This is a genomic window from Plantactinospora sp. WMMC1484 (assembly GCF_049315195.1).
Lineage (GTDB): Bacteria > Actinomycetota > Actinomycetes > Mycobacteriales > Micromonosporaceae > Plantactinospora.
The window spans coordinates 2,876,519-2,899,747 of sequence record NZ_CP186055.1; the positions used below are offsets into that span (position 1 = coordinate 2,876,519).

18 protein-coding genes are annotated in these 23,229 nt (G+C 72.4%); 15 read left to right on the forward strand and 3 right to left on the reverse strand.

The window, feature by feature from the left end:
* Positions 1 to 79 precede the first annotated feature (79 nt).
* From ACN28C_RS12770 to ACN28C_RS12800, 7 genes are all read left to right on the forward strand, one after another.
* Positions 80 to 826, forward strand: coding sequence for a TIGR03936 family radical SAM-associated protein (locus ACN28C_RS12770; RefSeq protein WP_422774641.1), 747 nt, complete (start codon positions 80 to 82; stop codon positions 824 to 826).
* A gap of 110 nt (positions 827 to 936) precedes the next feature.
* Positions 937 to 4,245: an Rne/Rng family ribonuclease gene (locus ACN28C_RS12775; RefSeq protein ID WP_422773686.1), complete on the forward strand. Its 3,309-nt coding sequence runs from the start codon at positions 937 to 939 to the stop codon at positions 4,243 to 4,245.
* A 323-nt stretch (positions 4,246 to 4,568) separates the two neighbouring features.
* Positions 4,569 to 5,108, forward strand: coding sequence for a hypothetical protein (locus ACN28C_RS12780; RefSeq protein WP_422773687.1), 540 nt, complete (start codon positions 4,569 to 4,571; stop codon positions 5,106 to 5,108).
* A gap of 295 nt (positions 5,109 to 5,403) precedes the next feature.
* On the forward strand, positions 5,404 to 5,718 hold the full coding sequence (rplU, locus tag ACN28C_RS12785) for a 50S ribosomal protein L21 (protein WP_422773688.1): 315 nt from the start codon (positions 5,404 to 5,406) through the stop codon (positions 5,716 to 5,718).
* A 29-nt stretch (positions 5,719 to 5,747) separates the two neighbouring features.
* A complete protein-coding gene (gene rpmA, locus ACN28C_RS12790) occupies positions 5,748 to 6,005 on the forward strand; it encodes a 50S ribosomal protein L27 (RefSeq protein WP_422773689.1) in 258 nt (85 codons plus the stop codon).
* A 147-nt stretch (positions 6,006 to 6,152) separates the two neighbouring features.
* Positions 6,153 to 7,610 carry a GTPase ObgE gene (gene obgE / locus ACN28C_RS12795; protein ID WP_422773690.1) on the forward strand — a complete coding sequence of 486 codons (1,458 nt, stop codon included), beginning with the start codon at positions 6,153 to 6,155 and terminating at the stop codon, positions 7,608 to 7,610.
* Between the two features lie 138 nt (positions 7,611 to 7,748).
* Positions 7,749 to 8,198, forward strand: coding sequence for a GNAT family N-acetyltransferase (locus ACN28C_RS12800; protein ID WP_422773691.1), 450 nt, complete (start codon positions 7,749 to 7,751; stop codon positions 8,196 to 8,198).
* 69 nt (positions 8,199 to 8,267) lie between these two features.
* Here ACN28C_RS12800 and trpS read toward each other — a convergent pair whose 3' ends face one another.
* The 3 genes from trpS to ACN28C_RS12815 form a co-directional block, all read right to left on the reverse strand.
* Positions 8,268 to 9,311: a tryptophan--tRNA ligase gene (gene trpS / locus ACN28C_RS12805; protein WP_422773692.1), complete on the reverse strand. Its 1,044-nt coding sequence runs from the start codon at positions 9,309 to 9,311 to the stop codon at positions 8,268 to 8,270.
* Between the two features lie 221 nt (positions 9,312 to 9,532).
* Positions 9,533 to 12,256, reverse strand: a complete 2,724-nt coding sequence (locus tag ACN28C_RS12810; protein WP_422773693.1) for a PQQ-dependent sugar dehydrogenase — start codon at positions 12,254 to 12,256, stop codon at positions 9,533 to 9,535.
* Positions 12,257 to 12,547: 291 nt separating this feature from the next.
* Positions 12,548 to 12,766, reverse strand: coding sequence for a DUF397 domain-containing protein (locus ACN28C_RS12815; protein ID WP_101371446.1), 219 nt, complete (start codon positions 12,764 to 12,766; stop codon positions 12,548 to 12,550).
* A 69-nt stretch (positions 12,767 to 12,835) separates the two neighbouring features.
* Between ACN28C_RS12815 and pepN the strand changes: the two genes are divergently transcribed.
* The 8 genes from pepN (at position 12,836) to ACN28C_RS12855 (ending at position 23,054) form a co-directional block, all read left to right on the forward strand.
* Positions 12,836 to 15,412 carry an aminopeptidase N gene (gene pepN / locus ACN28C_RS12820; protein WP_422773694.1) on the forward strand — a complete coding sequence of 859 codons (2,577 nt, stop codon included), beginning with the start codon at positions 12,836 to 12,838 and terminating at the stop codon, positions 15,410 to 15,412.
* 66 nt (positions 15,413 to 15,478) lie between these two features.
* Complete coding sequence (gene nadD / locus ACN28C_RS12825; protein WP_421494708.1) at positions 15,479 to 16,075, forward strand: nicotinate-nucleotide adenylyltransferase; 597 nt, start codon at positions 15,479 to 15,481, stop codon at positions 16,073 to 16,075.
* A 99-nt stretch (positions 16,076 to 16,174) separates the two neighbouring features.
* Positions 16,175 to 16,573, forward strand: a complete 399-nt coding sequence (rsfS, locus tag ACN28C_RS12830) for a ribosome silencing factor (RefSeq protein ID WP_422773695.1) — start codon at positions 16,175 to 16,177, stop codon at positions 16,571 to 16,573.
* Positions 16,570 to 17,199, forward strand: coding sequence for a histidine phosphatase family protein (locus tag ACN28C_RS12835; protein WP_422773696.1), 630 nt, complete (start codon positions 16,570 to 16,572; stop codon positions 17,197 to 17,199). The genes rsfS and ACN28C_RS12835 overlap by 4 nt, the downstream gene beginning before the upstream one ends.
* A 30-nt stretch (positions 17,200 to 17,229) precedes the next feature.
* On the forward strand, positions 17,230 to 18,075 hold the full coding sequence (locus ACN28C_RS12840) for a DegV family protein (RefSeq protein WP_422773697.1): 846 nt from the start codon (positions 17,230 to 17,232) through the stop codon (positions 18,073 to 18,075).
* 295 nt (positions 18,076 to 18,370) lie between these two features.
* Entirely contained in the window at positions 18,371 to 19,609 is a 1,239-nt protein-coding gene (locus ACN28C_RS12845; protein WP_422773698.1) for an alginate lyase family protein, read from the forward strand.
* Positions 19,610 to 19,785: 176 nt separating this feature from the next.
* Positions 19,786 to 20,613 (forward strand): helix-hairpin-helix domain-containing protein, encoded by an 828-nt coding sequence (locus ACN28C_RS12850; RefSeq protein ID WP_422773699.1) that lies wholly within the window; start codon positions 19,786 to 19,788, stop codon positions 20,611 to 20,613.
* A complete protein-coding gene (locus ACN28C_RS12855; protein ID WP_422773700.1) occupies positions 20,610 to 23,054 on the forward strand; it encodes a ComEC/Rec2 family competence protein in 2,445 nt (814 codons plus the stop codon). The genes ACN28C_RS12850 and ACN28C_RS12855 overlap by 4 nt, the downstream gene beginning before the upstream one ends.
* Positions 23,055 to 23,229: the final 175 nt, after the last annotated feature.

Below are 23,229 nucleotides of genomic sequence, written 5' to 3' on the forward strand. Positions count from 1 at the left end.
AATCCGTACGAGGAGCAACACGATCAGCAGGAAACCACAGCCGGAGGGCGGCCAGGCGCCGGTCGTACAGCGGATCCGGATCAGGTACGCCAAGCGGGGGCCGCTGCGGTTCACCTCGCACCGGGACTTCGCCCGGGCTTTCGAGCGGGCACTGCGCCGGGCCGGCGTACCGGTGGCGTTCTCGCAGGGCTTCACGCCGCATCCCAAGATCTCCTATGCCAGCGCCGCGCCGACCGGGGTGGCCAGCGAGGCCGAATACCTGGAAATCGGGCTCCAGCAGCCGGTGGAGCCGGCCGCGTTGCGCGGTGCCCTGGACGCCGCCCTGTCACCGGGGCTCGACATCCTCGACGCGGTGGTGGCGAGCGGCGGCAGTCTGGCCGACCGGATCGACGCGTCACGCTGGCGTGTCGAACTGCCGGGCGTCGGGCCGACCGGCCTCCAAGCCGCTGTCTCGGCCTTCCTGGGCGCCTCTGAAGTGCTCGTCGAGCGGATGACCAAGCAGGGGCGGCGCGTCTTCGACACGCGCGCCGCGGTGGTCGGCATCGATGTGATCGAGGGGACGGAGGCACCTTCCGGGGTCGCGGGCATACCGTGTGCGATACTCGAGATGGTCGTCCGGCAGGTCACCCCGTCCGTACGACCCGATGACGTCCTTTCCGGCCTCCGCGTGGTGGCCGACCTGGAGCCGCCGGTGCCGCCGCAGGCGACCCGGCTGGCGCAGGGCACGCTGGCCGCGCAGGGGGAGATCGTCGATCCGTTGGAGGCGGATCGCGACGGGACCGCCATCGGTGAACGCCAGCCGGAAGCCCGGCCGGCGGTCAGGTAGGCAGACTTCGGCGACCGCGGTCACCTTGACGCGTCACCGGAAATACTTTGCGGCAACCCTGCGTGGCAGCGCTCACCCGCGCCCGGGGAAGCCAGAACTGGAGAACGTCCATGCTCGAGAACGAGCCAGAGGGCGGAGAACGGACCGGCGCCCAGCCGGCCGTCGACGCCAGCACCACCAGTAGCGGCAGCACCGCCAGCGGTAGCACCGGAGGTGGTGTCGGAAACAGTGGCAGAGCCGAGACCGATAGCGGCGGCAGAAGCCCGGAAGCGGCGAACGCCAGCGACACCGGTGGCAGCGGCGGGGCCGAGAGTGGCAGCGGCGGTGCCGAGAGTGGCAGCGGGGAGGCCCCCGTCCGGCGGCGTGCCAGCCGGCGCCGGACATCGACGACGGCGAGCGAGCCCGCGCCGACCGGCGTACCTGTCGAGGCGCCGATCTCGGCCCGGACCACAAGCGCGGAGGCGGCCGATGTCGAGGTGCTGGCGCCGGTGGCCGGCGACACCGACCCCGCTCCCAAGGCAACCCGCCGACGGCGCAAGGCCACCACGGCGGAGAAGAAGGCCGGCACGGGCGAGAAGGACGGGACCGGACTTCCGGCCGGCGTAGCGACTCCGGCCGGCGATCCCAGCACGTCGGCGGCCGATCCCGGCACTTCGGGGGATGATTCAGGCGCCTCTCCCTCCCTTTCCGGCACGGAGGCAGCCCCCGGCGAGCAGGCAGCTGGAGCGGTGACCGAGCCGGTACCGCCGGTGAAGGTGACCCGTACCCGGCGGAGGAAGGCGGCCTCGGCCCCTCCGGCCGAGCCGACCGCAACGGCGGCCACCGGCGCTAGCTCCGCCGAGTCCGACCGTCCGGCCGCCGACGTCGGATCCGCCGACCGTCCGGCCGCTGCGGGGACGCCTTCGACGCCGACGAGCACCCCGGTGGGGACCGGCGATGCTCCGGTGACCGGTTCGGAGGTCGGTGCTCCGGCCGTACCGGAGTCGACCGCCGGCACGCCCGCCCCCGGTGACGAGGCCGACACCGAGGTGGCGGAGGAGACCCGCCGGGGACGTCGACGCCGCGCCGCGCTCTCCGCTCCGACCGTGCTGTTCATGGCGCCGGAGGCGGAGTCTCCGGCGAGCCGGGGCCCGGCGACGGGCACGGGCACGGTCACGGGCGAGTCTGCTCCGGTTTCTCGGTCAGCCGAGGTCGAGGAGGAGCCGGCCGAGTCGGCCGAGACCGGGCGGCGGCGCCGCCGGGGCCGACGCGGCGGTGAGCCGGTCACGCCGGAGGCGGAGGCCGAGGTCGAGGTCGAGGTCGAGGTCGCGACCGTCGAGCAGGAGTCCTTCGACGACACCGAGCCTGGGGTGGACGGGGCGGAAGACGAGGAGAGTGCGTCCGCCCGACGTCGGCGGCGTCGTGGTCGCCGGGGTCGGGGCCGGGGCAAGGGCACCGCGGACGAGATCGAGGACGACGAGGAGAACGAGGAGCCGGCGGCCCAGGTCGAGACCGACGAGGACGACGAGGCCGAGGTGGGCGACGGGGACGGGGACGGGGATGGCGTGACCCGCCGTCGTCGCCGTCGGCGGCGCAAGGGCGCCGGTGACTCCGACAGCGCGGCCGAGGACGGCGTGCACACCGTCGTCAAGATCCGCGAGCCCCGCAAGTCGGTGGACGAGGTACAGGGCGTCTCCGGCTCGACCCGGTTGGAGGCCAAGCGCCAGCGCCGCCGGGACGGCCGGGAACAGCGGCGCACCCGCCCGCCGATCCTGAGCGAGTCGGAGTTCCTGGCCCGCCGGGAGGCGGTCGACCGGGTGATGGCGGTACGCCAGCGCGGTGACCGTACCCAGATCGCCGTCCTGGAGGACGGGGTGCTGGTCGAGCACTACGTCACCCGCGCCTCCGCCGGCACCATGGCCGGCAACGTCTATCTGGGCAAGGTGCAGAACGTGCTGCCCAGCATGGAGGCGGCCTTCGTCGACGTCGGGCGCGGCCGCAACGCGGTGCTCTATGCCGGCGAGGTCAACTGGGACACCACCGGCCTGGAGGGGCGGGCCCGCTCGATCGAGCAGGCGCTGCGCTCCGGCGACTCGGTGCTGGTGCAGGTCACCAAGGACCCGATCGGGCACAAGGGCGCCCGACTGACCAGTCATATCGCGCTCTCCGGGCGGCACCTGGTCTACGTACCACATGGCAACGCCTCGGGGATCAGCCGGAAGCTGCCGGACACCGAGCGCAAGCGGTTGCGCGACATCCTGAAGAAGCTGGTCCCGGACGGCGCGGGCGTGATCGTCCGGACCGCGGCCGAGGGCGCCAGCGAGGACGAACTGGCCCGGGACGTCAAGCGGCTCCAGGCGCAGTGGGAGGACATCCAGGCCAAGGCTGCCGAGGGTGGCGCCCCGGTGCTCCTCTACGAGGAGCCGGACCTGGTGATCCGGGTGGTCCGGGACCTGTTCAACGAGGACTTCCGGGAACTCGTCGTGCAGGGCGACGAGGCGTACGACATGGTCGAGTCCTACCTCTCGCACGTCTCGCCCGACCTGGTGCCCCGGCTGCGCCGGCAGACCGGCACGGCGGACGTGTTCGCCGAGCGGCGCATCGACGAGCAGATTCTCAAGGGTCTGGACCGGAAGGTCTTCCTGCCCTCCGGCGGTCACCTCGTGATCGACCGGACCGAGGCGATGACGGTCATCGACGTCAACACCGGCAAGTACACCGGCGCGGGCGGCAACCTGGAGGAGACCGTCACCCGGAACAACCTGGAGGCGGCCGAGGAGATCGTCCGTCAGTTGCGCCTGCGTGACCTGGGCGGCATCGTCGTGATCGACTTCATCGACATGGTGCTGGAGTCGAACCGCGAACTGGTGCTGCGCCGGCTCACGGAGTGCCTGGGCCGGGACCGGACCAAACACCAGGTGACCGAGATCACCTCGCTCGGCCTTGTCCAGATGACCCGGAAGCGGATCGGCGCCGGACTGCTGGAGGCGTTCAGCGAGACCTGTGACTGCTGCAAGGGCCGCGGCGTGATCATCCACACCGAGCCGGTGCCGGAGAAGTCGCGTCCGGCCGCGGGGGACAGGGTCAAGGCCGTCGCCTCCGCCGCACCGGCCTCGGAGTCGTCGACGACCGGCGGTCGCCGCCGGGGCCGGAAGTCGGCCTCGCCGGAGCGGGTCGTCGTCGAGGTCTCGGACTCGGACTCGGACTCGGACTACGAGGACACCATGGGGTACGACCTGTCCCGCTACGAGGTGGAGACACCCGAGGCCGGGGAGGCGGCCGGGTCCGCGCCGGCCGAGTCGATGCGGCTGGCGGGTGCCGGCGATCCCGACGGTGTCGACGAGACCGGTGACCCGGACGGAGAGGCCGACGGCTCGGAGGCCGGCGGCGGTCGTCGCCGGGCCCGGCGCGGAGGCACCCGGCGCCGTACCCGGCCCTGACCGTATCCACGCGTCCCCGCCCCGGTCGCCCGACGGTGGACCGCACCGGTCCTCTCGGGCGAGGGCGGGTGGCGGTCGCGCATCCGCAGGCGGAGTGCGGTGGCGGTCGCGCATCCGCAGGCGGAGTGCGGTGGCGGTCGCGCGCACCGGGTGGTGGCGGAGTGCGGTGGCGGTCGCGCACCGGGTGGTGGCGGTTGCCGGGACTGCGCCGATGGCGGAGAAGGTGGCTAGGCTGGTCACTCGTTCGCGATCGTCGACCGGTCGCCGGCCACCGTCGGGACCGCCTCGTGCGGGACCGGGCGCACCCCCCGGAGGAGAAGACCATGCGACGCCTGCTGGTGACCGCCGCTATCGCCGCCGTGCTGTCCGCGGCGGCCGGCTGCTCGGGTGAACGGGACGGCGCATCCGGACCGGGCCCCTCGGCCGGCCCGTCGTCCGGGGCATCGGCATCGGCGTCGGGTGCCGCGACGCCCGGTGTCAGCCCGGGCGCACCGGGCGGCTCACCAGCGGTGGTGGACACCAGGCCCGCCGGCGGCAACGGCAGGGAGGTCTGCGAGGCGGCCACCAAGGCCAGCACGTCCTCGGTGCAGACCTTCGTCTCGGAGCTGGGCAAGTCGCTCCAGGCCGCCGGCACGGGTGACACCGCCGGGGCGGACGCCGCCCGAAGCAGGGCGGAGGCGGCGCTGCAGACCTGGGGCAACGCGATGCGGGAACAGTCCGCCCGAGCCACCGACGAGCGACTCAAGGCCGTACTGGCCGAGATCGCGACCGAGGTCGGCACGATGAAGGCCAGCATCGAGTCCGTCGACGAGAACAAGCTCCAGGAGCTACAGCAGCGACTCGACCAGCTCTGCGCGACCTGACGGCGCAGGACCTGACGGCGCAGGACCTGACGGCGCAGGACCTGACGGCGCAGGACCTGTGCGGCTTTCTGGCGGCGGTTTCGCTCACCGGAGGGGCGACCGGGGCCGGCCGGCGGCCCGCCGTCCGCTGCCGGACCAGGGCCGGTTTGGGTGAGCGGCCCGTCATGGCGTACGCTGGCCTGCGGCGCAGATTACGTGCCACGTTCTCGCGTGCCCGCCCCCGCACCCCGTGCGGTCGAGCTGGCCGTCGCGAACAACACCACCCGCAGCCTCAACGACAGGGAGTCCGCGTCCGATGTACGCGATCGTCAAGACCGGCGGCAAGCAGTACAAGGTCGCCGAGGGCGACGTGATCGAGGTCGAGAAGCTGGTCGGCCAGCCGGGCGACGCGATCAAGCTCGCCGCCGTCCTCCTCGTCGACGGGGACAACCTGGTGACCGACGCCGGGCAGTTGGCCAAGGTCGCGGTGTCCGGCGAGATCGCCGAGCACACCAAGGGTCCGAAGATCCGGATCCACAAGTTCAAGAACAAGACCGGCTACCACAAGCGCCAGGGTCACCGCCAGCCGTTGACCAAGGTCAAGGTGACCGGCATCTCCAACGGCAAGTAAGCCCCAGCGGAAAGACAGGTCGTCCTCAGATGGCTCACAAAAAAGGTGCGTCCAGCTCGCGGAACGGTCGCGACTCCGCGGCGCAGCGACTCGGCGTCAAGCGGTTCGGTGGGCAGGTGGTCAACGCCGGCGAGATCCTGATCCGGCAGCGGGGCACGAAGTTCCACCCCGGTGACCTGGTCGGTCGCGGTGGCGACGACACGCTGTTCGCGCTGGCGGCGGGTGCGGTCAAGTTCGGCACCAGGCGCGGCCGCAAGGTCGTCAGCATCGTGCCGTCCGAGCGGTAACGTCAGCTTTCCGGCGGAGCGGGCCGCGGACCTGGTGTCCGGGCCCGCTCCGCCGTTTCGCGCCGAGCCGAAGGTGCCCGGCGCACGGCGGGGCGACCCGCCACGTTTGCGGTGCCGGTCTCCGGCGCCGATGAAAGGATTGGCAGCGTGACCACGTTCGTTGACCGGGTCGTACTGCACCTGCAGGCCGGGGACGGTGGGCATGGTTGCGTCTCGATCCATCGGGAGAAGTTCAAGCCGTTCGGCGGGCCGGACGGCGGCAACGGCGGGCATGGCGGCAGTGTCGCCCTGGTGGTCGACCCGCAGGTGCACACCCTGCTCGACTTCCACTTCCGGCCGCACGTCAAGGCCGAGAACGGCAAGGGCGGTGCCGGTTCCAACCGGGACGGCGCCAACGGGCGCGACCTGGTGCTCAAGGTCCCGGACGGGACCGTCGTGCAGGCCATGGACGGTACGGTGCTGGCCGACCTGGTCGGCACCGGGACCACCTTCGAGGTGGCCCGGGGCGGTCGGGGCGGTCGGGGCAACGCCGCGCTGGCCAACGCCCGGCGCAAGGCGCCCGGCTTCGCCGAGCTGGGCGAACCGGGCGACCGGCTCGATGTCGTACTCGAACTCAAGAGCGTCGCCGACGTCGGCCTGGTCGGCTTCCCGTCGGCCGGCAAGTCCTCGCTGATCTCGGTGCTCTCGGCGGCGAAGCCGAAGATCGCCGACTATCCGTTCACGACGCTGGTACCGAACCTCGGCGTGGTCCGGGTCGACGAGCACACCTTCACCGTCGCCGACGTGCCGGGGCTGATTCCCGGGGCTGCCACCGGCAAGGGGCTCGGGCTGGCGTTCCTGCGGCACATCGAGCGCTGTGCGGTGCTGGTGCACGTGGTGGACACCGCCACCCTCGAACCGGGCCGCGATCCGCTGGCCGACATCGACGCCATCGAGGCCGAGCTGGCCGAGTACGGCGGGCTGGCCGACCGGCCAAGGCTGGTCGTATTCAACAAGATCGACGTGCCGGACGGGCGGGACCTGGCCGAGCTCGTCCGGCCGGACATCGAGGCCCGTGGGTTGCGGGTCTTCGAGGTCTCGGCGGTGACTCGGGAAGGGCTCCGCGAGCTGACCTTCGCGCTGGCGGAGCTGGTCGAGCAGTCCCGGGCGGCCGCACCGGAGCTGGAGCCGACCCGGATCGTGATCCGGCCCGCCGCCGTCGACGACGCCGGCTTCAGCATCGAGACGGCACCGGACGGGGCGTACGTGGTGCGCGGGCAACGACCGGAGCGCTGGGTACGGCAGACGAACTTCGACAACGACGAGGCGATCGGCTACCTGGCTGACCGGCTGGCCCGGTTGGGCGTCGAGGAGCAGCTTGCCAAGGCCGGCGCCGAGCCGGGGAGCCTGGTCCGGATCGGCGAGCGGGAGTTCGACTGGCAGCCGACGCTCTACGCCGGTGCCGAGTACGTGCCGAGCGCGCGCGGCACCGACAGCCGGCTGGCGGAGAAGGTGACCCGGCCGACCGCGGCCGAGCGGCTCGCCGCCCGAAAGGCTCGCCGGCAGCGCCCGCCGGAGGAGGTCGCCGACGGGACACCGCCGGACGATCCGGAAGACGACTCGTAGGGCTGGTCGGAGCAGAAGGTTCGTAGGGCCGGCGAGGCGGGCGCGGCGGCGGGCGGGCGCGGATTGGTTCTCTACGCTCCGTATCGGGTCCACCCGGCCGAAACCTTGGCGAAATGCCCGCTGTTTACCGTCGATGGTGTGCTGATCGAGTCACGCATGTCGTCGGATCCCGAGCTGGCCGCCCTGATGGCAGCAGAGCAGCGGGAGCTGCGGGAGGCCGGTGGTGGTCTGGACGGGCAGACCTTCCGGCCGCACGACGATGCCCGCTATCTGGTCGGTGTCCTCGGCGGTCGGGCGGTCGCCTGCGGGGCGATCCAGGCGCTGGACCGGGAGACCGCCGAAGTCAAGTGGATGTACGTCCGGCCGGCACACCGGGGTCAGGGCCTGGCCCGACAGATCCTCGGCGCGCTGGAGGAACTCGCTCTACGGTCGGGGCACACCGTGCTGCGGCTGGAGACCGGCAGCCACCTTCCCGGCGCGATCCAGCTCTACCTGTCGTCCGGTTACGCCGAGATCCCCGTCTACGGCGAGTACGTCGACAACCCGTACAGCATCTGCTTCGAGAAGCGACTGCCGGTCCTGGCCTGAGCGGCTGCCGGTCCGTCCGCCCGTGCGGGCTGCCGGTCCGTCCGCCCGACCGCCCGTGCGGGCCGTTCCTCAATGGCTGAGCAGGCCGATCGCCCGCTTCGCCCGGTGAACCGTGTCGGCGGCGTTCTCCCGGGCCCGTTCGGCGCCGTCGGCAAGCACCCGCCGGACGTACCCCGGATCACGGGCGAGTTCGGTGTAGCGGGTCCGGATCGGCCGGAGAATTCCCTCGACCGCCTCGGCGACCGCGCTCTTGAGCTGGGCATACGAGCCGTAGTCGGCGGCCAGTGCGGCCGGTGAACCGCCCAGGCAGGAGGCCAGGATCTCCAGCAGGTTCGTCACGCCGGGACGGCGCTGCGGGTCGTACTCGACGGTGCGGCCCGGGTCGGTCACCGCGCGCAGCATCTTGCGGCGGATCACCTCGGGCGGATCGAGCAGGAAGACCGTCCCCGCCGGGCTGGCACTGGTCTTGCCCATCTTCGCGGTCGGGTCGGCCAGGTCCATCACCCGGGCCGACACCGCCGGATGCACCGCACGGGGCACCGTGAAGGTGTCGCCGTACCGGGCGTTGAACCGGTTCGCCACGGTGCGGGTGAGTTCGAGGTGCTGGCTCTGGTCCTCGCCGACCGGCACCTCGTGCACGTCGTGCAGCAGGATGTCGGCCGCCATCAGCACCGGATAGCTGAGCAGGCTCAACCGGACCTGCTGGCGCTCCGCGGACTTCTCCCGGAACTGGATCATCCGCTGCGCCTCGCCGTATCCGGTGGCACATTCCAGCAGGTAGTGCAACTCGGTGTGTTCCGGCACCTGGGACTGCACGTAGAGCAGGGCCCGGTCCGGATCGAGGCCGGCGGCGAGCAGCATCGTCGCCTGTTCCAGGGTGAGCCCGCGGATCCGCTCCGGCTGGTGGGTGACGGTCAGCGCGTGCAGGTCGGCGAGGAAGACGATCGTCTCCGCCCGGTACTGTCCGTCGACGACCGGCCGGATCGCGCCGGTCAGGTTGCCCAGGTGCAGGTGACCGGTGGGCTTCAGGCCGGTGATCCGGCGTACCCGGGAGGTGGTCGGGCCGCCCGCGGTGGTCGGGCCGCCCGCGGTGGTCGGGGTGCTGGTGTGCATGAGCTGCTCCTTCGACGGGGTCGCCACCCCGGGGAGCGCATGCGAAACGGCCGCCCGGAGGGGCGGCCGTTGGCTGTTGTCGGGACGCGGATGCGATGGCCGCCCGTCTAGGGCGCCCACCAGCCGTTCGTGGTCATCCGCACACCCGGCACCCTACCAGGCGCGTTAGGAAGGGCCCCTTCATATACAAAAAGCGATAAGAAGGGGCCCTTCCTTGCGGGTCAGCCGGTGGGGACCACGCCGACGTTGAGTTCGGCGACCGAGGTCCAGCGGTCACCGTTGACCTCGCCGAGGGCGCGGAGCCGGATGTACCGGCCGGTGGTGGGCGCGATGGTGACGGTCTGTTCGGCGGCCGTGTTGGGGAAGGTGCCGGTGGCTACCGGGGTGCCCCAACTGCTCCGGCTGTTGGAGACGTAGACCTCGTAGCCGGTGATCCGGCCGGCGGTGTTGGAGCCCTGCCGGGGCAGGTAGTAGAGCCGGTTCACCGTCCGGGCACTGCCCAGGTCGAGGTCGATCCAGTGCGGGTGCGAGGAACTGGAGAGCAGCCGGCGGGTGTGCCAGATCGACGAGCTGTTGCCGTCCCGGACGTTGGTGGCCCGGCCGTTGACCAGGAGGGTTTCCTGGCTGTCCGCGCCGGCCACGGACCACTGCGACTGGGGCAGCCGGACGCTGCCGGACTGCGGGTTGTAGGTGGCGGTGTAGCCGGCCGGGGTGCTCGGGGCGGTGATCACGTGGGTCTGGGCGCCGCCGTCGGACCAGGAGCCGAAGACGTACGGGACGCCGCCGACGGTCTGCGGGGTGACCGCGCTGACCGTGTTGCTCGACCCCTGGATGACGGTACGGGTGAAGGGCGCCGTCTGGGCCGTCGAGCCGAAGACCAGTTGCAGCCCGGTGGGGCTGGTGTCGAAGGTCAGGTCGACGGTCTTGGGGTCGAGCCGCACGCTTGTGCTGTGCGACAGCCCGCCGCTGTCCGTGGCGGTCAGCACCAGCTCCAGGTACGACGGATACTCGTGGTCCGGCCCGAACATGCTGCCACTGCTGCCGGTGAAGTCCTGCAACGTGTGGGTGTGGCAGTTGTCCAGGGTGTAGCAGTGGTGCAGGAACATCCGCCAGTGCAGCGCGCTGGGCGGCAGGGTGCCCTGGTCGGGGTCGGTGGCGTGCCCGGTGAAGCTGATCGGGTCGTTGACCGCCCAGCTGAAGTCGTCGCCCGGGGTGTCGATCACGGCGGTCGGCATGCTGTTGCCGGTCTGGATCGGCACCGTCTGGGTGCCGGAGGCGCCAAGCGTGTCGTAGACGGTCAGCCGGGCCGTGTACGGGCCGCCGGCCGGATAGGTGTACGACGCCGTCGCGGTGGTCGCGTCGACGGTGCCGTCGTCGGTGAAGTCCCACTCGTAGCGCAGCCGGCCGGCGTCGGCGGGGTCGGCGTCGGAGGAGCCGGTGCCGTCGAAGTTCACCGTCAGCGGTGCGGTGCCGGAGGTCGGCGAGGCGGCGATCGACGCGACCGGCGGTTGGTTGCCGGGGAAGTAGCGGATCCGGCGTACCGAACCGGCGTGGTCGACGTAGTAGAGGTCACCACCGGGCCCGACGGCCAGGTCGACCGGGTTCGCCGCGGCGCTGCCGAAGGTGCGTCGGTTGGCCGCCACCGGAAGGCCGCCGGGTGCGCCGGGCATCATCGCCCAGATGCAGTCCCGGGAGTAGTCGGAGAAGAAGAGCGCGCCCGCGTACTCGGCCGGGTAGCTGCCGCCGGCGGCCGGATAGAAGGCGGCGCCGGAGACCGAGGAGCTGCCGGTCGGGCAGGCCTCCCCGGCCACCACCCGGGCGGCGTGGTCGTAGGTGTAGAACGGCGCGGTCTGTCCGGCTCCGGTGTAGAGGCTCTCGCACATGTCGAGGTTGGCGCTGTCGTAGCCGCTCTGCCGGCCGGCGCCCTCGTAGCACGGCCAGCCGAAGTTGGTCACCCCGGCGGTCGGGTCGACCACCCGGTTGACCTCCTCCCACCGGGTCCAGCCGACGTCACCGAGCCAGACCTCGTTGGTGCCGGGCCGGATGGTGAACCGGAACGGGTTGCGCAGGCCCTGCGCGACGATCCGCCGGATGTTCGGGTCGGGGCTGGCCGCCGACGGGTTGCCGGGGGCGGCGGCGCCGGTCAGCGGGTCGAGCCGGAGCACCGTACCGTCCAGGCTGGTCGGGTCGGCCGTGGTGCGGGAGTCCTGGGAGCGCAGCGCGCCGCCCTCGGCGGTCGGCGGGGTCATCGTCCCGCCGGGCGGGTCGGCGCACGGGTTGGGCGGGTTGCCGAGCTGGCCGTAGTCGACCAGGTCGTAGCTGGCCCCGTCACCGGCGCTGGCGTAGAGCATCCCGTCGGCGCCGAACCGCAGGTCGCCGGTGGCGTGGCTGGCGTACTGCTGGCACCAGTCCTGCACGAAGACCTGCTCGGTGCCGGTCATCGTGTTGCCGGCGGCGGTCAGCCGGGAGAGCCGGCCGGTGACGATGCAGCGACCGCCGTTGGTGCCGCCGACCGCGGCGCAGTTGTCGTTCCAGTACGGCGCGGTCTGCCCGGGTGGCGCGTCGTAGGCGTAGAGCACGTAGACGTAGGGCTGGGTCGGGAAGTCCGGGTGCAGGGTCATCCCGAGCAGCCCCCGGTCGTGCTGGTTGTGCACGTTCGCCGACAGGTCGGCGAAGACGGTGGCGGTGGTGTCGGCGAGGTTGTCGTAGACCTTGATCCGGCCGCCCTTCTCGGCGACGAAGACCCGGCCGTCCGGGGCGAACTCGATGTTTGTCGGCTGGTTGAGGCCGGTGAAGACGATCTGCTCCTGGAATCCGGTCGGCAGCACCACCGCGGCGGCGGGTGCCGGGCCGGTGATCGGCGCGGCGAGCGCGGCCACCAGGGTGACGGCGACTCCGGTCCTCAGCAGACGGGTGATCGGTGACGGTCGTGCGGAAGATGGCATGCCTTCCCCCAACTTGGCGCAGCTCCAAGTAGTGCACGGTGCAACCTTCGCCCTCCGGCCGGGGCCGGGTGCACAAAGGATCTGTCACGCTAGGGGTACGGACGGTGCGGGGCAGCCCCGGTGCGCCCGGAGTGAGCATGCCGTGAGTACGGGCTAACCGTACGTCATTCTTCTATCCGGATGATGCCGCCCGGATCCCGACGCACCGACTCGGCGGATCATCGGAGAGTGTCCGGCCGGTCGGGCGAGTCCACTCCGACCGACCGGCCGACCGTGGGCGGATGCTCGCATTCAGTCGAGGTCGAACTCGCCGTCCTGGGCGCCGGCGACGAAGGCGTCCCACTCGGCCTGGGTGAAGACCAGCACCGGGCCGTCCGGTTCGGCGGAGTTACGCATACCGATCAGGTCGTCGACGAACGCGATCTCGACCGCTCCCTCCGAGTCGTCGCCCTCGGCGCGTTGCCACACGGCGCGCGACAGGTCGAAATCGCCCTTGGGGTGCTGCGCCATCGTCCGTTCCTCCATCGGTAGTCCGTCCGGGACCGAGTCGTCCGCGGACCCATGGTGCAGGATAAGCGGATGCCGAGCCTGACCCGGGTAGCGGCGGCGGAACGCGCCGCCCTGCTCACCGTCGAGTCGTACGGGATCGAACTCGATCTCACCGGGCCGGCGGAGCACTACCGGTCGACCAGTACCGTCCGGTTCCGTTGCGCCACCCCCGGGGCCGGGACGTTCGTCGAGGTCAGGCCCCTCCGACTGCTCGGCGTACGGCTCAACGGCGTCGACCTGGACCCGGCCGCGCTGGCCGACAACCAGTACCCGCTGACCGGGCTGGCCGCCGAGAACACGCTGGTGGTCGAGGCGGAGATGGCGTACTCGAACAGCGGGGAGGGGCTGCACCGTTTCGTCGACCCGGCCGACGGCGAGACCTACCTCTACGCGATGTCGGGGTTGGACAACGCCCAGCGGATATTCGCCTGCTTCGACCAGCCCGACCTGAAGGCGCCGGTGACCCTGACCGTCACCGCGCCGGAGGGGTGGATCGTGGCCGGCAACGGGCGGCTCGCCGCCGGGCCGGTCTCCGGGCGCTGGACGTTCGCCCCGACACCGCCGCTGGCCACCTACCTCGTCACGCTGGTCGCCGGGGCGTACACCGTGTTGCGGGCCGCGCACGACGGCATCCCGCTCGGCCTCTACTGCCGGCGCTCGCTCGCCGGGATCCTCGACCGGGACGCGGAGGAGATCCTCGCGGTCACCCGGCAGTGCCTGGACCGGCTGCACGGGCTCTTCGGGGTGCGCTACCCGTTCGACAAGTACGACCAGGCGTTCGTGCCGGAGTTCAACATGGGCGCGATGGAGAACCCGGGCCTGGTCACCTTCCGGGACGACTACCTGTACCGCTCTGCGGTGACGGAGAGCGAGCGGGAGCTGCGGGTCACCGTCATCGCGCACGAGATGTCGCACATGTGGTTCGGTAACCTGGTCACCCTGCGCTGGTGGGACGACCTGTGGCTGAACGAGTCGTTCGCCGAGTACTTCGGCACCCGACTCACCGCCGAGGCGACCCGGTTCGACGGGGCGTGGACCACGTTCACGCTGCGCCGCAAGGCCCTGGGTTACGCGGCCGACCAGCGGCCCTCCACCCATCCGGTCGCGCCGACCGAGGTGGTCGACGCCGCCGAGGCGGTCTCCAACCTCGACGGCATCTCGTACGCCAAGGGTGCCTCGGTGCTCCGTCAGCTCGTCGCCTGGCTCGGCGACGACGCCTTCCTGGCCGGGCTGCGCGGATACTTCGTCGCGCACCGGTTCGGCAACGCCACCCTGGCCGACCTGTTGGCGGCGCTCGCCGACGGCAGCGGACGCGATCTGACCGGCTGGGCCGAGGTCTGGCTGCGTCGGCCCCGGCCCAACACCCTCCGCACCGAGGTGCGGTTGCGCGACGACGGTTGCTACGCCGAGGTCGCCGTCGTGCAGGGCGCGCCGCCGGTGCAGGGCGTGTCGCTGCTGCAGGGCGCGTCGTCGGTGCAGAGCGCGTCGCCGGTACAACCGGTGCTGCGCCCGCACCGGATCGGCGTCGGGCTCTACGACGCCGATCCGCCCGGCGGGGGGAGCGCGCTGACGCTCCGGGAGCGGGTCGAGGTGGACCTCGACCCGGCGGTGGACGGCGGGCGTACGGTGCTGGCGGCGCTGGCCGGGCAGCCGGCGGCCCGGCTGCTGCTGCCCAACGACGGCGACCTCACGTTCGCCAAGGTGCGCCTCGACCCCGCCTCGGTCGCCGCGGTGCCGGCGGCGTTGCCGGTGCTGGCCAACCCGCTGACCCGCGCGCTGCTCTGGGCGGAGACGCTGGACGCGGTCACCGACGGCGAACGCCCGGTCGCCGACCTGGTGTCGCTGGTCGTGGCCGCCCTGCCGGCCGAGCGTGAGGTGGTCGTGGTGCAGGACGTGCTGCCCCGGATCCGATCGCTGCTGGACCGCTATCTGGAGCCGGAGCTGCGGCCGGCCGCGCTGGCGCAGGTCGCGGGCGCCTGCGACCGGCTGCTCGCGGCGGCCCCGCCCGGCGGCTCCCACCAGCTCGCCGCGGTACGCGGGCTGGTCGACACGACCGTCGACGCCGCCCGGCTGATCGGCTGGCTGGCTGGCAAGGACGTTCCCGACGGGCTCGCGGTCGACGCCGAGCTGCGCTGGGCGGTGCTGCGCCGGCTGGCCGTGCTCGGCGCGGTGGGGGAGCCGGAGATCGCCGCCGAGGAGGCCGACGACGGTAGCGCCAGCGGCGCGGAGCGGGCCGCGACCTGCCGGGCCGCGCTGTCGGACGGGGTGGCCAAGGAACGGTCCTGGCGGCTGCTCGTCGGGGAGACCGGCCTCTCGAACCGGCTGTTGGAGGCCACCGCCGCCGGATTCTGGCAACCCGAGCAGGCGGAGCTCACAGAATCCTACGTGGAGCGGTTCTTCGCCGAGATGCCGGTGGCGGCGTCGCGTCGTACGCCCTGGGTCGCCGACCGGGTCGCCGGGCTGGCCTATCCGCGGTACGCCGTGGCCGCGCGGACCCGGGATCTGGCCGCCGCGCTGCTGGCCCGCGACGACCTGCCATCCGGCCTTCGCCGGGTGGTGGTCGACGCGGACGACGACCTGCGACGGGCGCTCGCCGCACGCCGGTGACCGGCGGACGTGCGATCTGCCTCATGTCCGGCAGAACCGACGGCGCCTCCGGCCTACGATCATCTGGTGGAGGCAGACATCCGTCGGATAGGGATCATGGGGGGCACCTTCGACCCGATCCACCACGGGCACCTCGTGGCCGCGAGCGAGGTGGCCGACCGGTTCGAGCTGGACGAGGTGGTCTTCGTGCCAACCGGCCAGCCGTGGCAGAAGGCGGACGAGCCGGTCAGCCCGGCCGAAGACCGCTACCTGATGACCGTGATCGCGACGGCGTCGAACCCGCGGTTCCAGGTGAGCCGGGCCGACATCGACCGGGGCGGCCCGACCTACACCGTCGACACCCTGCGCGACCTGCACTCCGTGTACGGCCCGAAGGTGCAGCTCTTCTTCATCACCGGAGCCGACGCGCTGGAGAAGATCCTCTCCTGGAAGGATCTCGACCAGATGTTCGAGTTGGCCCACTTCATCGGGGTCACCCGGCCCGGTTTCGTCCTCTCCGACGCGCACCTGCCGGCCGACACCGTCAGCCTGGTCGAGGTGCCCGCGATGGCGATCTCCTCGACCGACTGCCGCGCCCGGGTCGCCGCAGGTGGGCCGCTCTGGTATCTCGTTCCCGACGGTGTGGTGCAGTACATCGCCAAACGGGGACTCTATCGAGGGTGATTTCGCCCGTTTTCGTGCTTACCGTTCGTTAACCGCCGGGCCGTACCGTGGGGCCGTGTGAGAGGCTAGGAGGGTCCGACGGTTGATCGAAGGAGAACGGTGACAGCTTCCGACCGCGCCCGTGAACTGGCACTGGCCGCCGCACAGGCCGCCGCTGACAAGAAGGCGCAGGACATCGTCATCATCGACGTGGCGGACCAGCTGGTGATCACCGACGCGTTCCTGCTCGCCTCCGCTCCGAACGAGCGGCAGGTGACCGCCATCGTGGACGCGATCGAGGAGGCGCTGGTCGGTCTGCCGGAGAAGGCCAAGCCGGTCCGCCGGGAGGGCGAGCGGGCGGGGCGCTGGGTGCTGCTCGACTACGTCGACCTGGTGGTGCACGTCCAGCACAGCGAGGAACGTGAGTTCTACGCGCTCGATCGGCTCTGGAAGGACTGCCCGACGATTCCGTTCGTCGACCGGGACCTGGTGGAGGCCGAGGCGGGCATCGCCGAATGACCCGGCTGATCGTCTGGCGGCACGGCAACACCGACTGGAACGCCGCCAACCGGGTGCAGGGACAGCTCGACATCCCACTGAACGACCTCGGCCGGGAGCAGGCCGCCGCCGCGGCACCACTGCTCGCCGCGCTGCGGCCGGACGCGATCGTCACCAGCGACCTGCGCCGGGCCGCCGACACCGCCGCCGCGCTGGTGGCACTGACCGGCCTGCCGGTCCGCACCGACGCCCGCCTGCGGGAGCGGTACTACGGCCGGTGGCAGGGACTCACCATGACCGAGGTGGCGCAGCGGTTCCCCGCCGAGCACGCCCGCTGGCGGGCCGGCGAGCCCGACCCCGGCAACGAGGTGGAGAGCCTGGAGGATCTCGGCAAGCGGGTCGGCACGGCGTTGCAGGAGGCCGCCGACGCGGTGCCGGGCGGCACTGTCGTGGTGGCCACGCACGGCGGCGGCGCCCGGCAGGGGTGCGGCTACCTGATCGGCTGGGACTCGACGGTGTTGCGCTCGGTCGGGCCGCTCAACAACTGCCACTGGACCGAGTTGCGCTTCGACGAGGTACGCGGCTGGCAGTTGCGCGGGCACAACGTCGGCCTGATCACCCAGGCGCCACCGCCGGCGCCCGTCTGAGTCCCGTCGGCGATCGGCTAACGTGCCGGGATGCCTGTCGCGGTCGTCACCGACTCCACCGCCTACCTGCCGGCCGACCTGGTCGACCGGTACCGGCTCACCGTCGTGCCGCTCATCGTCGTCCTGGACGGGGCGCAGCGGCGGGAGGGCGTCGACGTCGGCCCGGCGGACGCGGCACAGGCCCTGCGGGCCCGGCGGGTCACGATGAGCACGTCGCGGCCGGCGCCGGAGCAGTTCGCCGAGACGTACCGGCGGTTGCTCGCCGACGGGGCCGACGCGGTGGTCTCGGTGCACCTCTCGGCCGAGCTCTCCGGCACCGTGGAGGCGGCCCGGCTGGCCGCTGCCGAGACGGGTCCCCGGGTCAGCGTGGTCGACTCCCGGTCTGCCGGGATGGGTCTCGGCTTTCCTGCGCTCGCCGCCGCGGCGGCCGCCGCCCGGGGCGCGGGACTGACCGAGGTACGCCGGGCGGCGCTGGACGCGATCGACCGGACCAGCACGTTCTTCTATGTCGACACCCTGGAGTTCCTGCGCCGGGGTGGCCGGATCAACGCCGCCGAGGCGCTGCTCGGCACCGCCCTGTCGGTCAAGCCGATCCTGCACGTGGCGGACGGGGTGATCGCGCTACGGGACCGGGTGCGTACCGCCGGGCGGGGACTGGCCCGGCTGGTCGACCTGGCGGTGGAGGCGGCCGGGACGGGGCAGGTCGAGATCGGGCTGCACCATCTCGCCGTGCCGGGCCGGGCGGCAGACCTCGCCGCCGAACTGGGTGCCCGGCTCGGTTCCCGGCTGCACGCCAGTTACCTCACCGAGGCGGGCCCGGTGATCGGTGCGCACGCGGGGCCGGGCCTGGTCTGTGTGGTGGTCCACCGCCGGTAGCCGACGGAGGCGTACCCCACGCGTCGTGTGTCACGTCGGTTGTCGTACCCGTTTCGTAGCGTCCCCGCATGCCCGTTTCGTAGCGTTCCCCGCATGCCCGTTTCGTAGCGTTCCCCGCATGCGCACGCCGGTTTGTCGTTGACAGGCGTTGACGTCGGTTGATCTGGATGGTCCTATTGGATAGGAAACCTTCCTAAGGATTGCGTCTCGGTGACGAGTCGCGGCCCCCCGAGCAGGAGGAGTCGTGTCCAGATCCCGTTCTCGCCTCAGGGCATTCCGGATGATTGCCGCCGGGATGTTGCTGTCGACGGCCGTCGTCGTCCCGCACTCCGGTCCCGTCGCCGCCGCCCCGTCGACGGGCGGCGTCGCCACCGCCACCGTCGGTCGACTCGCCCCGCCTTCCGGCGGGCCGCTCGACAGCGACCTGCGGATCGCCGCGCCCCCCACCTTCACCCACCCCGGCGTGCTGGTCAGCCGGCCACAACTCGACTTCGTCCGGGACCGTGTCAACGCCGGGGCGCAGCCCTGGAAGGGCGCCTACGACCAGATGATGGCGAGCGGCTTCGCCTCCCTGTCGCGTACCCCGAAGCCCCGGGCCGTGGTCGAGTGCGGTTCCTACTCCAATCCCAACAACGGTTGCACGGACGAGCGGCAGGACGCGCTTGCCGCGTACACCCTGGCGCTGGCCTGGTACATCACCCGGGACAGCCGGTATGCCGACAAGGCCATCCAGATCATGGACGCCTGGTCGGCGACGATCCGGGACCACACCAACAGCAACGCCCCGTTGCAGACCGCCTGGGCCGGATCGAGCTGGCCCCGGGCAGCCGAGATCATCCGCTACACGTACGGGGGCTGGTCGTCGACCGGGGTGAGCCGGTTCGGTGCCATGCTGCGCGACGTCTACCTGCCGGAGATCATCAACGGCAACCTGACCAGCAACGGCAACTGGGAACTGAGCATGATGGAGGCGAGTCTCGGGATCGCGGTATTCCTGGAGGACCGGGCGGCCTACGACCGGGCGGTCGGCAAGTTCCGTGACAGGTTGCCGGCCTTTCTCTACCTGACCAGCGACGGGGCGTACCCGCGCGGTCCGGTCGGCAGCAGCATCGACACCCGGGCGGAGGTCGTCTCGTACTGGCACGGCCAGCAGGTCTTCTCCGACGGTCTCTCCCAGGAGACCTGCCGCGACCTCACGCACACCGGCTACGGCATCTCGGCGATCTCCCACGTCGCGGAGACGCTTCGGCACCAGGGCCAGGACATCTACCCGGAGATCCAGGACCGGCTGCGGCACGCGCTCGGCTTCCACTCGAAGTACGAGCTCGGCGACCCGGTGCCGTCCACGCTCTGCGGCGGCAGCCTGAACCGGGGGCTCGGACCGGTCACCGAGGTTGCCTTCAACGCCCTGCACCACCGGCGGGGCGTCGCGATGACCCGGACCCAGCAGCTCACCGAGCGGCAGCGCCCGGCCGGGACGAACTACCTCTTCGTGGCCTGGGAGACCCTGACCCACGCCGGCAACCCCAACTGACCCCGGTCGGTCCGCCGGCCGGCAACCGCGTCGGCCGGCGCATCCCGGTCCCGCTTCGGGCGGGTACGCCTTAGCACACTCCAGCATGATCAGGGCGTTCTCCACAGGGGCGCCGATTGTCCACAGGTGCCGCGTCCGGCCCTCGTGGCCGGCGCCCGGTTGCCTACGTTCGCCGGGTGTCCGACGACGAGGAAACACTGGTGCGGCAGCGGTTGTTCCGGCTGCTCGACGGTCGCACCGGGGCGGTGGGTGGCCTTCCGGTCGACAATGCGAGCGCCGCGGGGCCCGCGCGCATTCCGAGGAGCGCGGGCAGCGACAACGGTCCGGGAGTGGCGCCGGCCATGCCGGAGGAGCCCAGGCGGTTGGCCGGCCCGGGCGCCTTCGATCCGGGGCGGCGCGGGATCAGGGCCCTCGCCGTGGTGGCGGCGCTGGTGGTTCTCGCCGCGGCGGGGTGGGCCTGGCTGTCCCGACCCCGTACCGAATCGGTCGCGTCCCCGCCGCCACCCTCGGCACCCGCGCTCGCCCCGGCACCGGCGGGCTCGGGCGGCACGGAGACCGGCGCCGCCGAGGTGGTGGTCGCGGTCGCCGGCAAGGTACGCCGACCCGGCCTGGTGCGACTGCCCGCCGGCGCCCGGGTCGCCGACGCCCTGCAATCCGCGGGCGGCCCGCTGCCCGGCGTCGACGTGGCGCTGCTCAACCTCGCCCGAAAGGTGACCGACGGCGAGCTGATCCTGGTCGGGGTGACCCCGCCCCCGGGAGCCGGCCCGGCCGATGCCGATCCGGCCGCTGCCGGCGGGGCGCGGCCGGGCGGCGGGAAGGTCAACCTCAACACCGCCAGCGTGGCGCAGCTCGACGCCCTGCCGGGGGTGGGCCCGGTGCTCGCGCAGCGCATCGTGGCCCACCGGGAGGAGCACGGCGGCTTCCGTTCCGTGGCGGACCTGCGCCAGGTCACCGGCATCGGCGACGCCCGTTACGAGGATCTCAAAGACCTGGTGACGGTGTGACGGCCGACCACCACCGGCACGGCACCCCGCGCGGTCCCGAACGGCGGCCGGTGGACCTCCGGCTGGCCGGCCTGGCGGTCGGGGCCTGGCTCTCGGCCCTGACCGGGCTCCTGCTGGGCATGAGACCGACCCTGCTGGTCGTGGCTCTGGCCGGTGCCGCCGCGCTGGCCCTCACGGCCCGAATGGCGAGCCGCAGAGTTTCGGCGAGCCGTCGGTCCCCGGACGTGGCCGTTCGTGGGCTGGTGCTTGTGGACCGGTGCGGCTGGGTCGTGGTCGGTGTGCTGCTCGGCGTGATCTGTGGAGGGGCCGCCACCGCCGCCCGGCTGGAGGTGCGGGACGCCGCGCCGATCAGCCGCTTGGCCGAGGCACGGGCCAGGGTCAGCGTCGAGCTGGTGGTCCGGGACGATCCACGCGCGATCCGCGGTTCCGCCGGGCGATCCGCGAACTATCTACTCTCCGGTCGGCTGGTCTGGGTGCACGTGGAGGAGCGCGGCCGGGTCAGGGTGCCGGCCCGGATCCTGGTGCTCGCCACCGATCCGGGCTGGCGTCGCCTACTGCCCGGTCAACGGGTCACCGCCACCGGACGGCTGACGGCACCGCGCGGCGGTGATCTCACCGCCGCCGTCCTGTCGGTCGGCGCCCCACCCGTGCTGCTCGGAGTTCCGTCCTGGCCGCAGCGGATTGCCGGCTCGCTCCGGGCCGGGTTGCAGCGGGCCTGCACCCCGCTTCCCGCCGAACCGGGGGGATTGTTGCCCGGGCTGGTGGTAGGCGACACCAGCCGACTGGAGCCAGCGGTCGAAGAGGACTTCCTGACGACGGGTATGACGCACCTGACTGCGGTATCCGGCTCCAATGTGGCCATCGTCGTCGGCCTGGTGCTGCTGCTCGCCCGTTGGGCCCGAGCCGGCCCCTGGCTCGCCGCCGCGCTCTGCGGGGTCGCGCTGGTCGGTTTCGTGATCCTGGCCCGGCCGTCGCCGAGTGTCGTCCGGGCCGGCACCATGGGCGCCATCGGCCTCGTGGCACTGGCCGCCGGGCGTCCCCGGGCCGCCGTGCCGGCGCTGGCGGGTGCGGTCACCCTCCTGGTTGTCGTCGATCCGGAGCTGGCCGCCGACGCCGGGTTCGCCCTCTCCGTACTCGCCACTGGAGGGCTCCTGCTGCTCGCGCCCCGATGGCGGGACGCGCTGCGCCGTCGGGGCGTACCGGCCGGTGCGGCCGAGGCGCTGGCCATCCCGGCGGCGGCGCAACTGGCCTGTGCACCGGTGGTGGCCGGACTGTCAGGCACCATAAGCCTGGTGGCCGTGCCGGCCAACCTCCTCGCGGTGCCGGCGGTCGCCCCCGCTACCGTGCTCGGCGTGACGGCGGCGGTGCTGTCGCCGCTCTGGCCGGCCGCCGCGGCGGCCGTCGCGTGGCTCGGGAGCTGGCCGGCATGGTGGCTCGTCCTCGTGGCGCGGTACGGTGCGCGTCTGCCCGCCGGCACGCTGCCCTGGCTCGACGGGGCCGCCGGTGGAGTGCTGCTCGGCGCCCTCACCGTCGCGCTGCTGGTCGCCACGCGCCGGCCGTTGGTGCGCCGGCTCGTGGCGGTGGTCGCGGCCGCCGTGGTGATCGGTGCGATGCCGGTGCGGCTGATCGCGTCCGGATGGCCGCCGCCGGGCTGGCTGATCGTGGCCTGTGCGGTAGGCCAGGGCGACAGCCTGGTCCTGCCGGTCGGAGCCGGTCGGGCGGTGGTGGTGGACGCCGGCCCGGAACCCGGCGCCGTCGACCGCTGCCTGCGCCGGCTCGACGTACGGACGGTGTCCCTGCTGGTGCTGAGTCACCTGCACGCCGACCACGTGGCCGGGGTGGACGGTGTCTTCCGGGGCCGCCGGGTGGAGGCGGTGCTCGTGCCGCAGTGGCCGGAGCCGGTGGAGGGGCGGGCCGCAGTGGAACGCGCCGGCAGGGCGAACGGCGTACCGGTCGGCACGGCGGGCGTCGGCTGGGCGTACACGGCCGGTCCGTTGGTGCTGACCCTGCTGGGACCGCCGTTCCCGCTTCAGGGCACCCGCTCGGACCCGAACAACAACTCGCTGGTCCTGCGCGCCGAGGTACGCGGCGTCAGCATCCTGCTCACCGGGGACGCCGAAACCGAGGAGCAGCAGGCGCTGCTCGACCAGGTTCCGGAGGCCCTGCTCCGGGCGGACGTGTTGAAACTCGCTCACCACGGCTCGGCGTACCAGGAGCCGGCGTTCCTCGGCGCGGTACGCCCGGCGGTGGTGCTGGTGCCGGTCGGCGTCGACAACGGCTACGGGCATCCCAGCCCGGGAGTGCTGGCCAGGCTGACCCGCTCAGGTGCCCGGGTGCTGCGGACCGACCGGGACGGCGATCTGGCGGTCGTCCGGCCTGACGGCGGAGACCTGTCGGTGGCGGTCCGGGGCCACGACCCTGGCGACCCCACCCTCCGGTGAACAGGTCGCGCGACCCGACCGGTCCACCGGGACTACCGGGGGGATGTTCGGGTGCGACACCGCCGCGTCGTACCACCCCGGACGCCGGTTCCGGCGGTACGCTCGGATCCGGGCCGGACAAGCCACTGGCGAGCAATGCCAGGCTTAAGATAAATGTCTAGATTTGCACTAAGTG

What these genes read in the sequence shown, in the direction of transcription:
- ACN28C_RS12775 (WP_422773686.1), top strand. Translation starts at nt 937, where the DNA reads ATGCTCGAGAACGAGCCAGAGGGCGGAGAACGGACCGGCGCCCAGCCG.
- ACN28C_RS12780 (WP_422773687.1), top strand. Translation starts at nt 4,569, where the DNA reads ATGCGACGCCTGCTGGTGACCGCCGCTATCGCCGCCGTGCTGTCCGCG.
- rplU (WP_422773688.1), top strand. Translation starts at nt 5,404, where the DNA reads ATGTACGCGATCGTCAAGACCGGCGGCAAGCAGTACAAGGTCGCCGAG.
- rpmA (WP_422773689.1), top strand. Translation starts at nt 5,748, where the DNA reads ATGGCTCACAAAAAAGGTGCGTCCAGCTCGCGGAACGGTCGCGACTCC.
- trpS (WP_422773692.1), bottom strand. Translation starts at nt 9,311, where the DNA reads ATGCACACCAGCACCCCGACCACCGCGGGCGGCCCGACCACCGCGGGC.
- ACN28C_RS12810 (WP_422773693.1), bottom strand. Translation starts at nt 12,256, where the DNA reads ATGCCATCTTCCGCACGACCGTCACCGATCACCCGTCTGCTGAGGACC.
- ACN28C_RS12815 (WP_101371446.1), bottom strand. Translation starts at nt 12,766, where the DNA reads ATGGCGCAGCACCCCAAGGGCGATTTCGACCTGTCGCGCGCCGTGTGG.
- pepN (WP_422773694.1), top strand. Translation starts at nt 12,836, where the DNA reads ATGCCGAGCCTGACCCGGGTAGCGGCGGCGGAACGCGCCGCCCTGCTC.
- ACN28C_RS12835 (WP_422773696.1), top strand. Translation starts at nt 16,570, where the DNA reads ATGACCCGGCTGATCGTCTGGCGGCACGGCAACACCGACTGGAACGCC.
- ACN28C_RS12840 (WP_422773697.1), top strand. Translation starts at nt 17,230, where the DNA reads ATGCCTGTCGCGGTCGTCACCGACTCCACCGCCTACCTGCCGGCCGAC.
- ACN28C_RS12845 (WP_422773698.1), top strand. Translation starts at nt 18,371, where the DNA reads ATGTTGCTGTCGACGGCCGTCGTCGTCCCGCACTCCGGTCCCGTCGCC.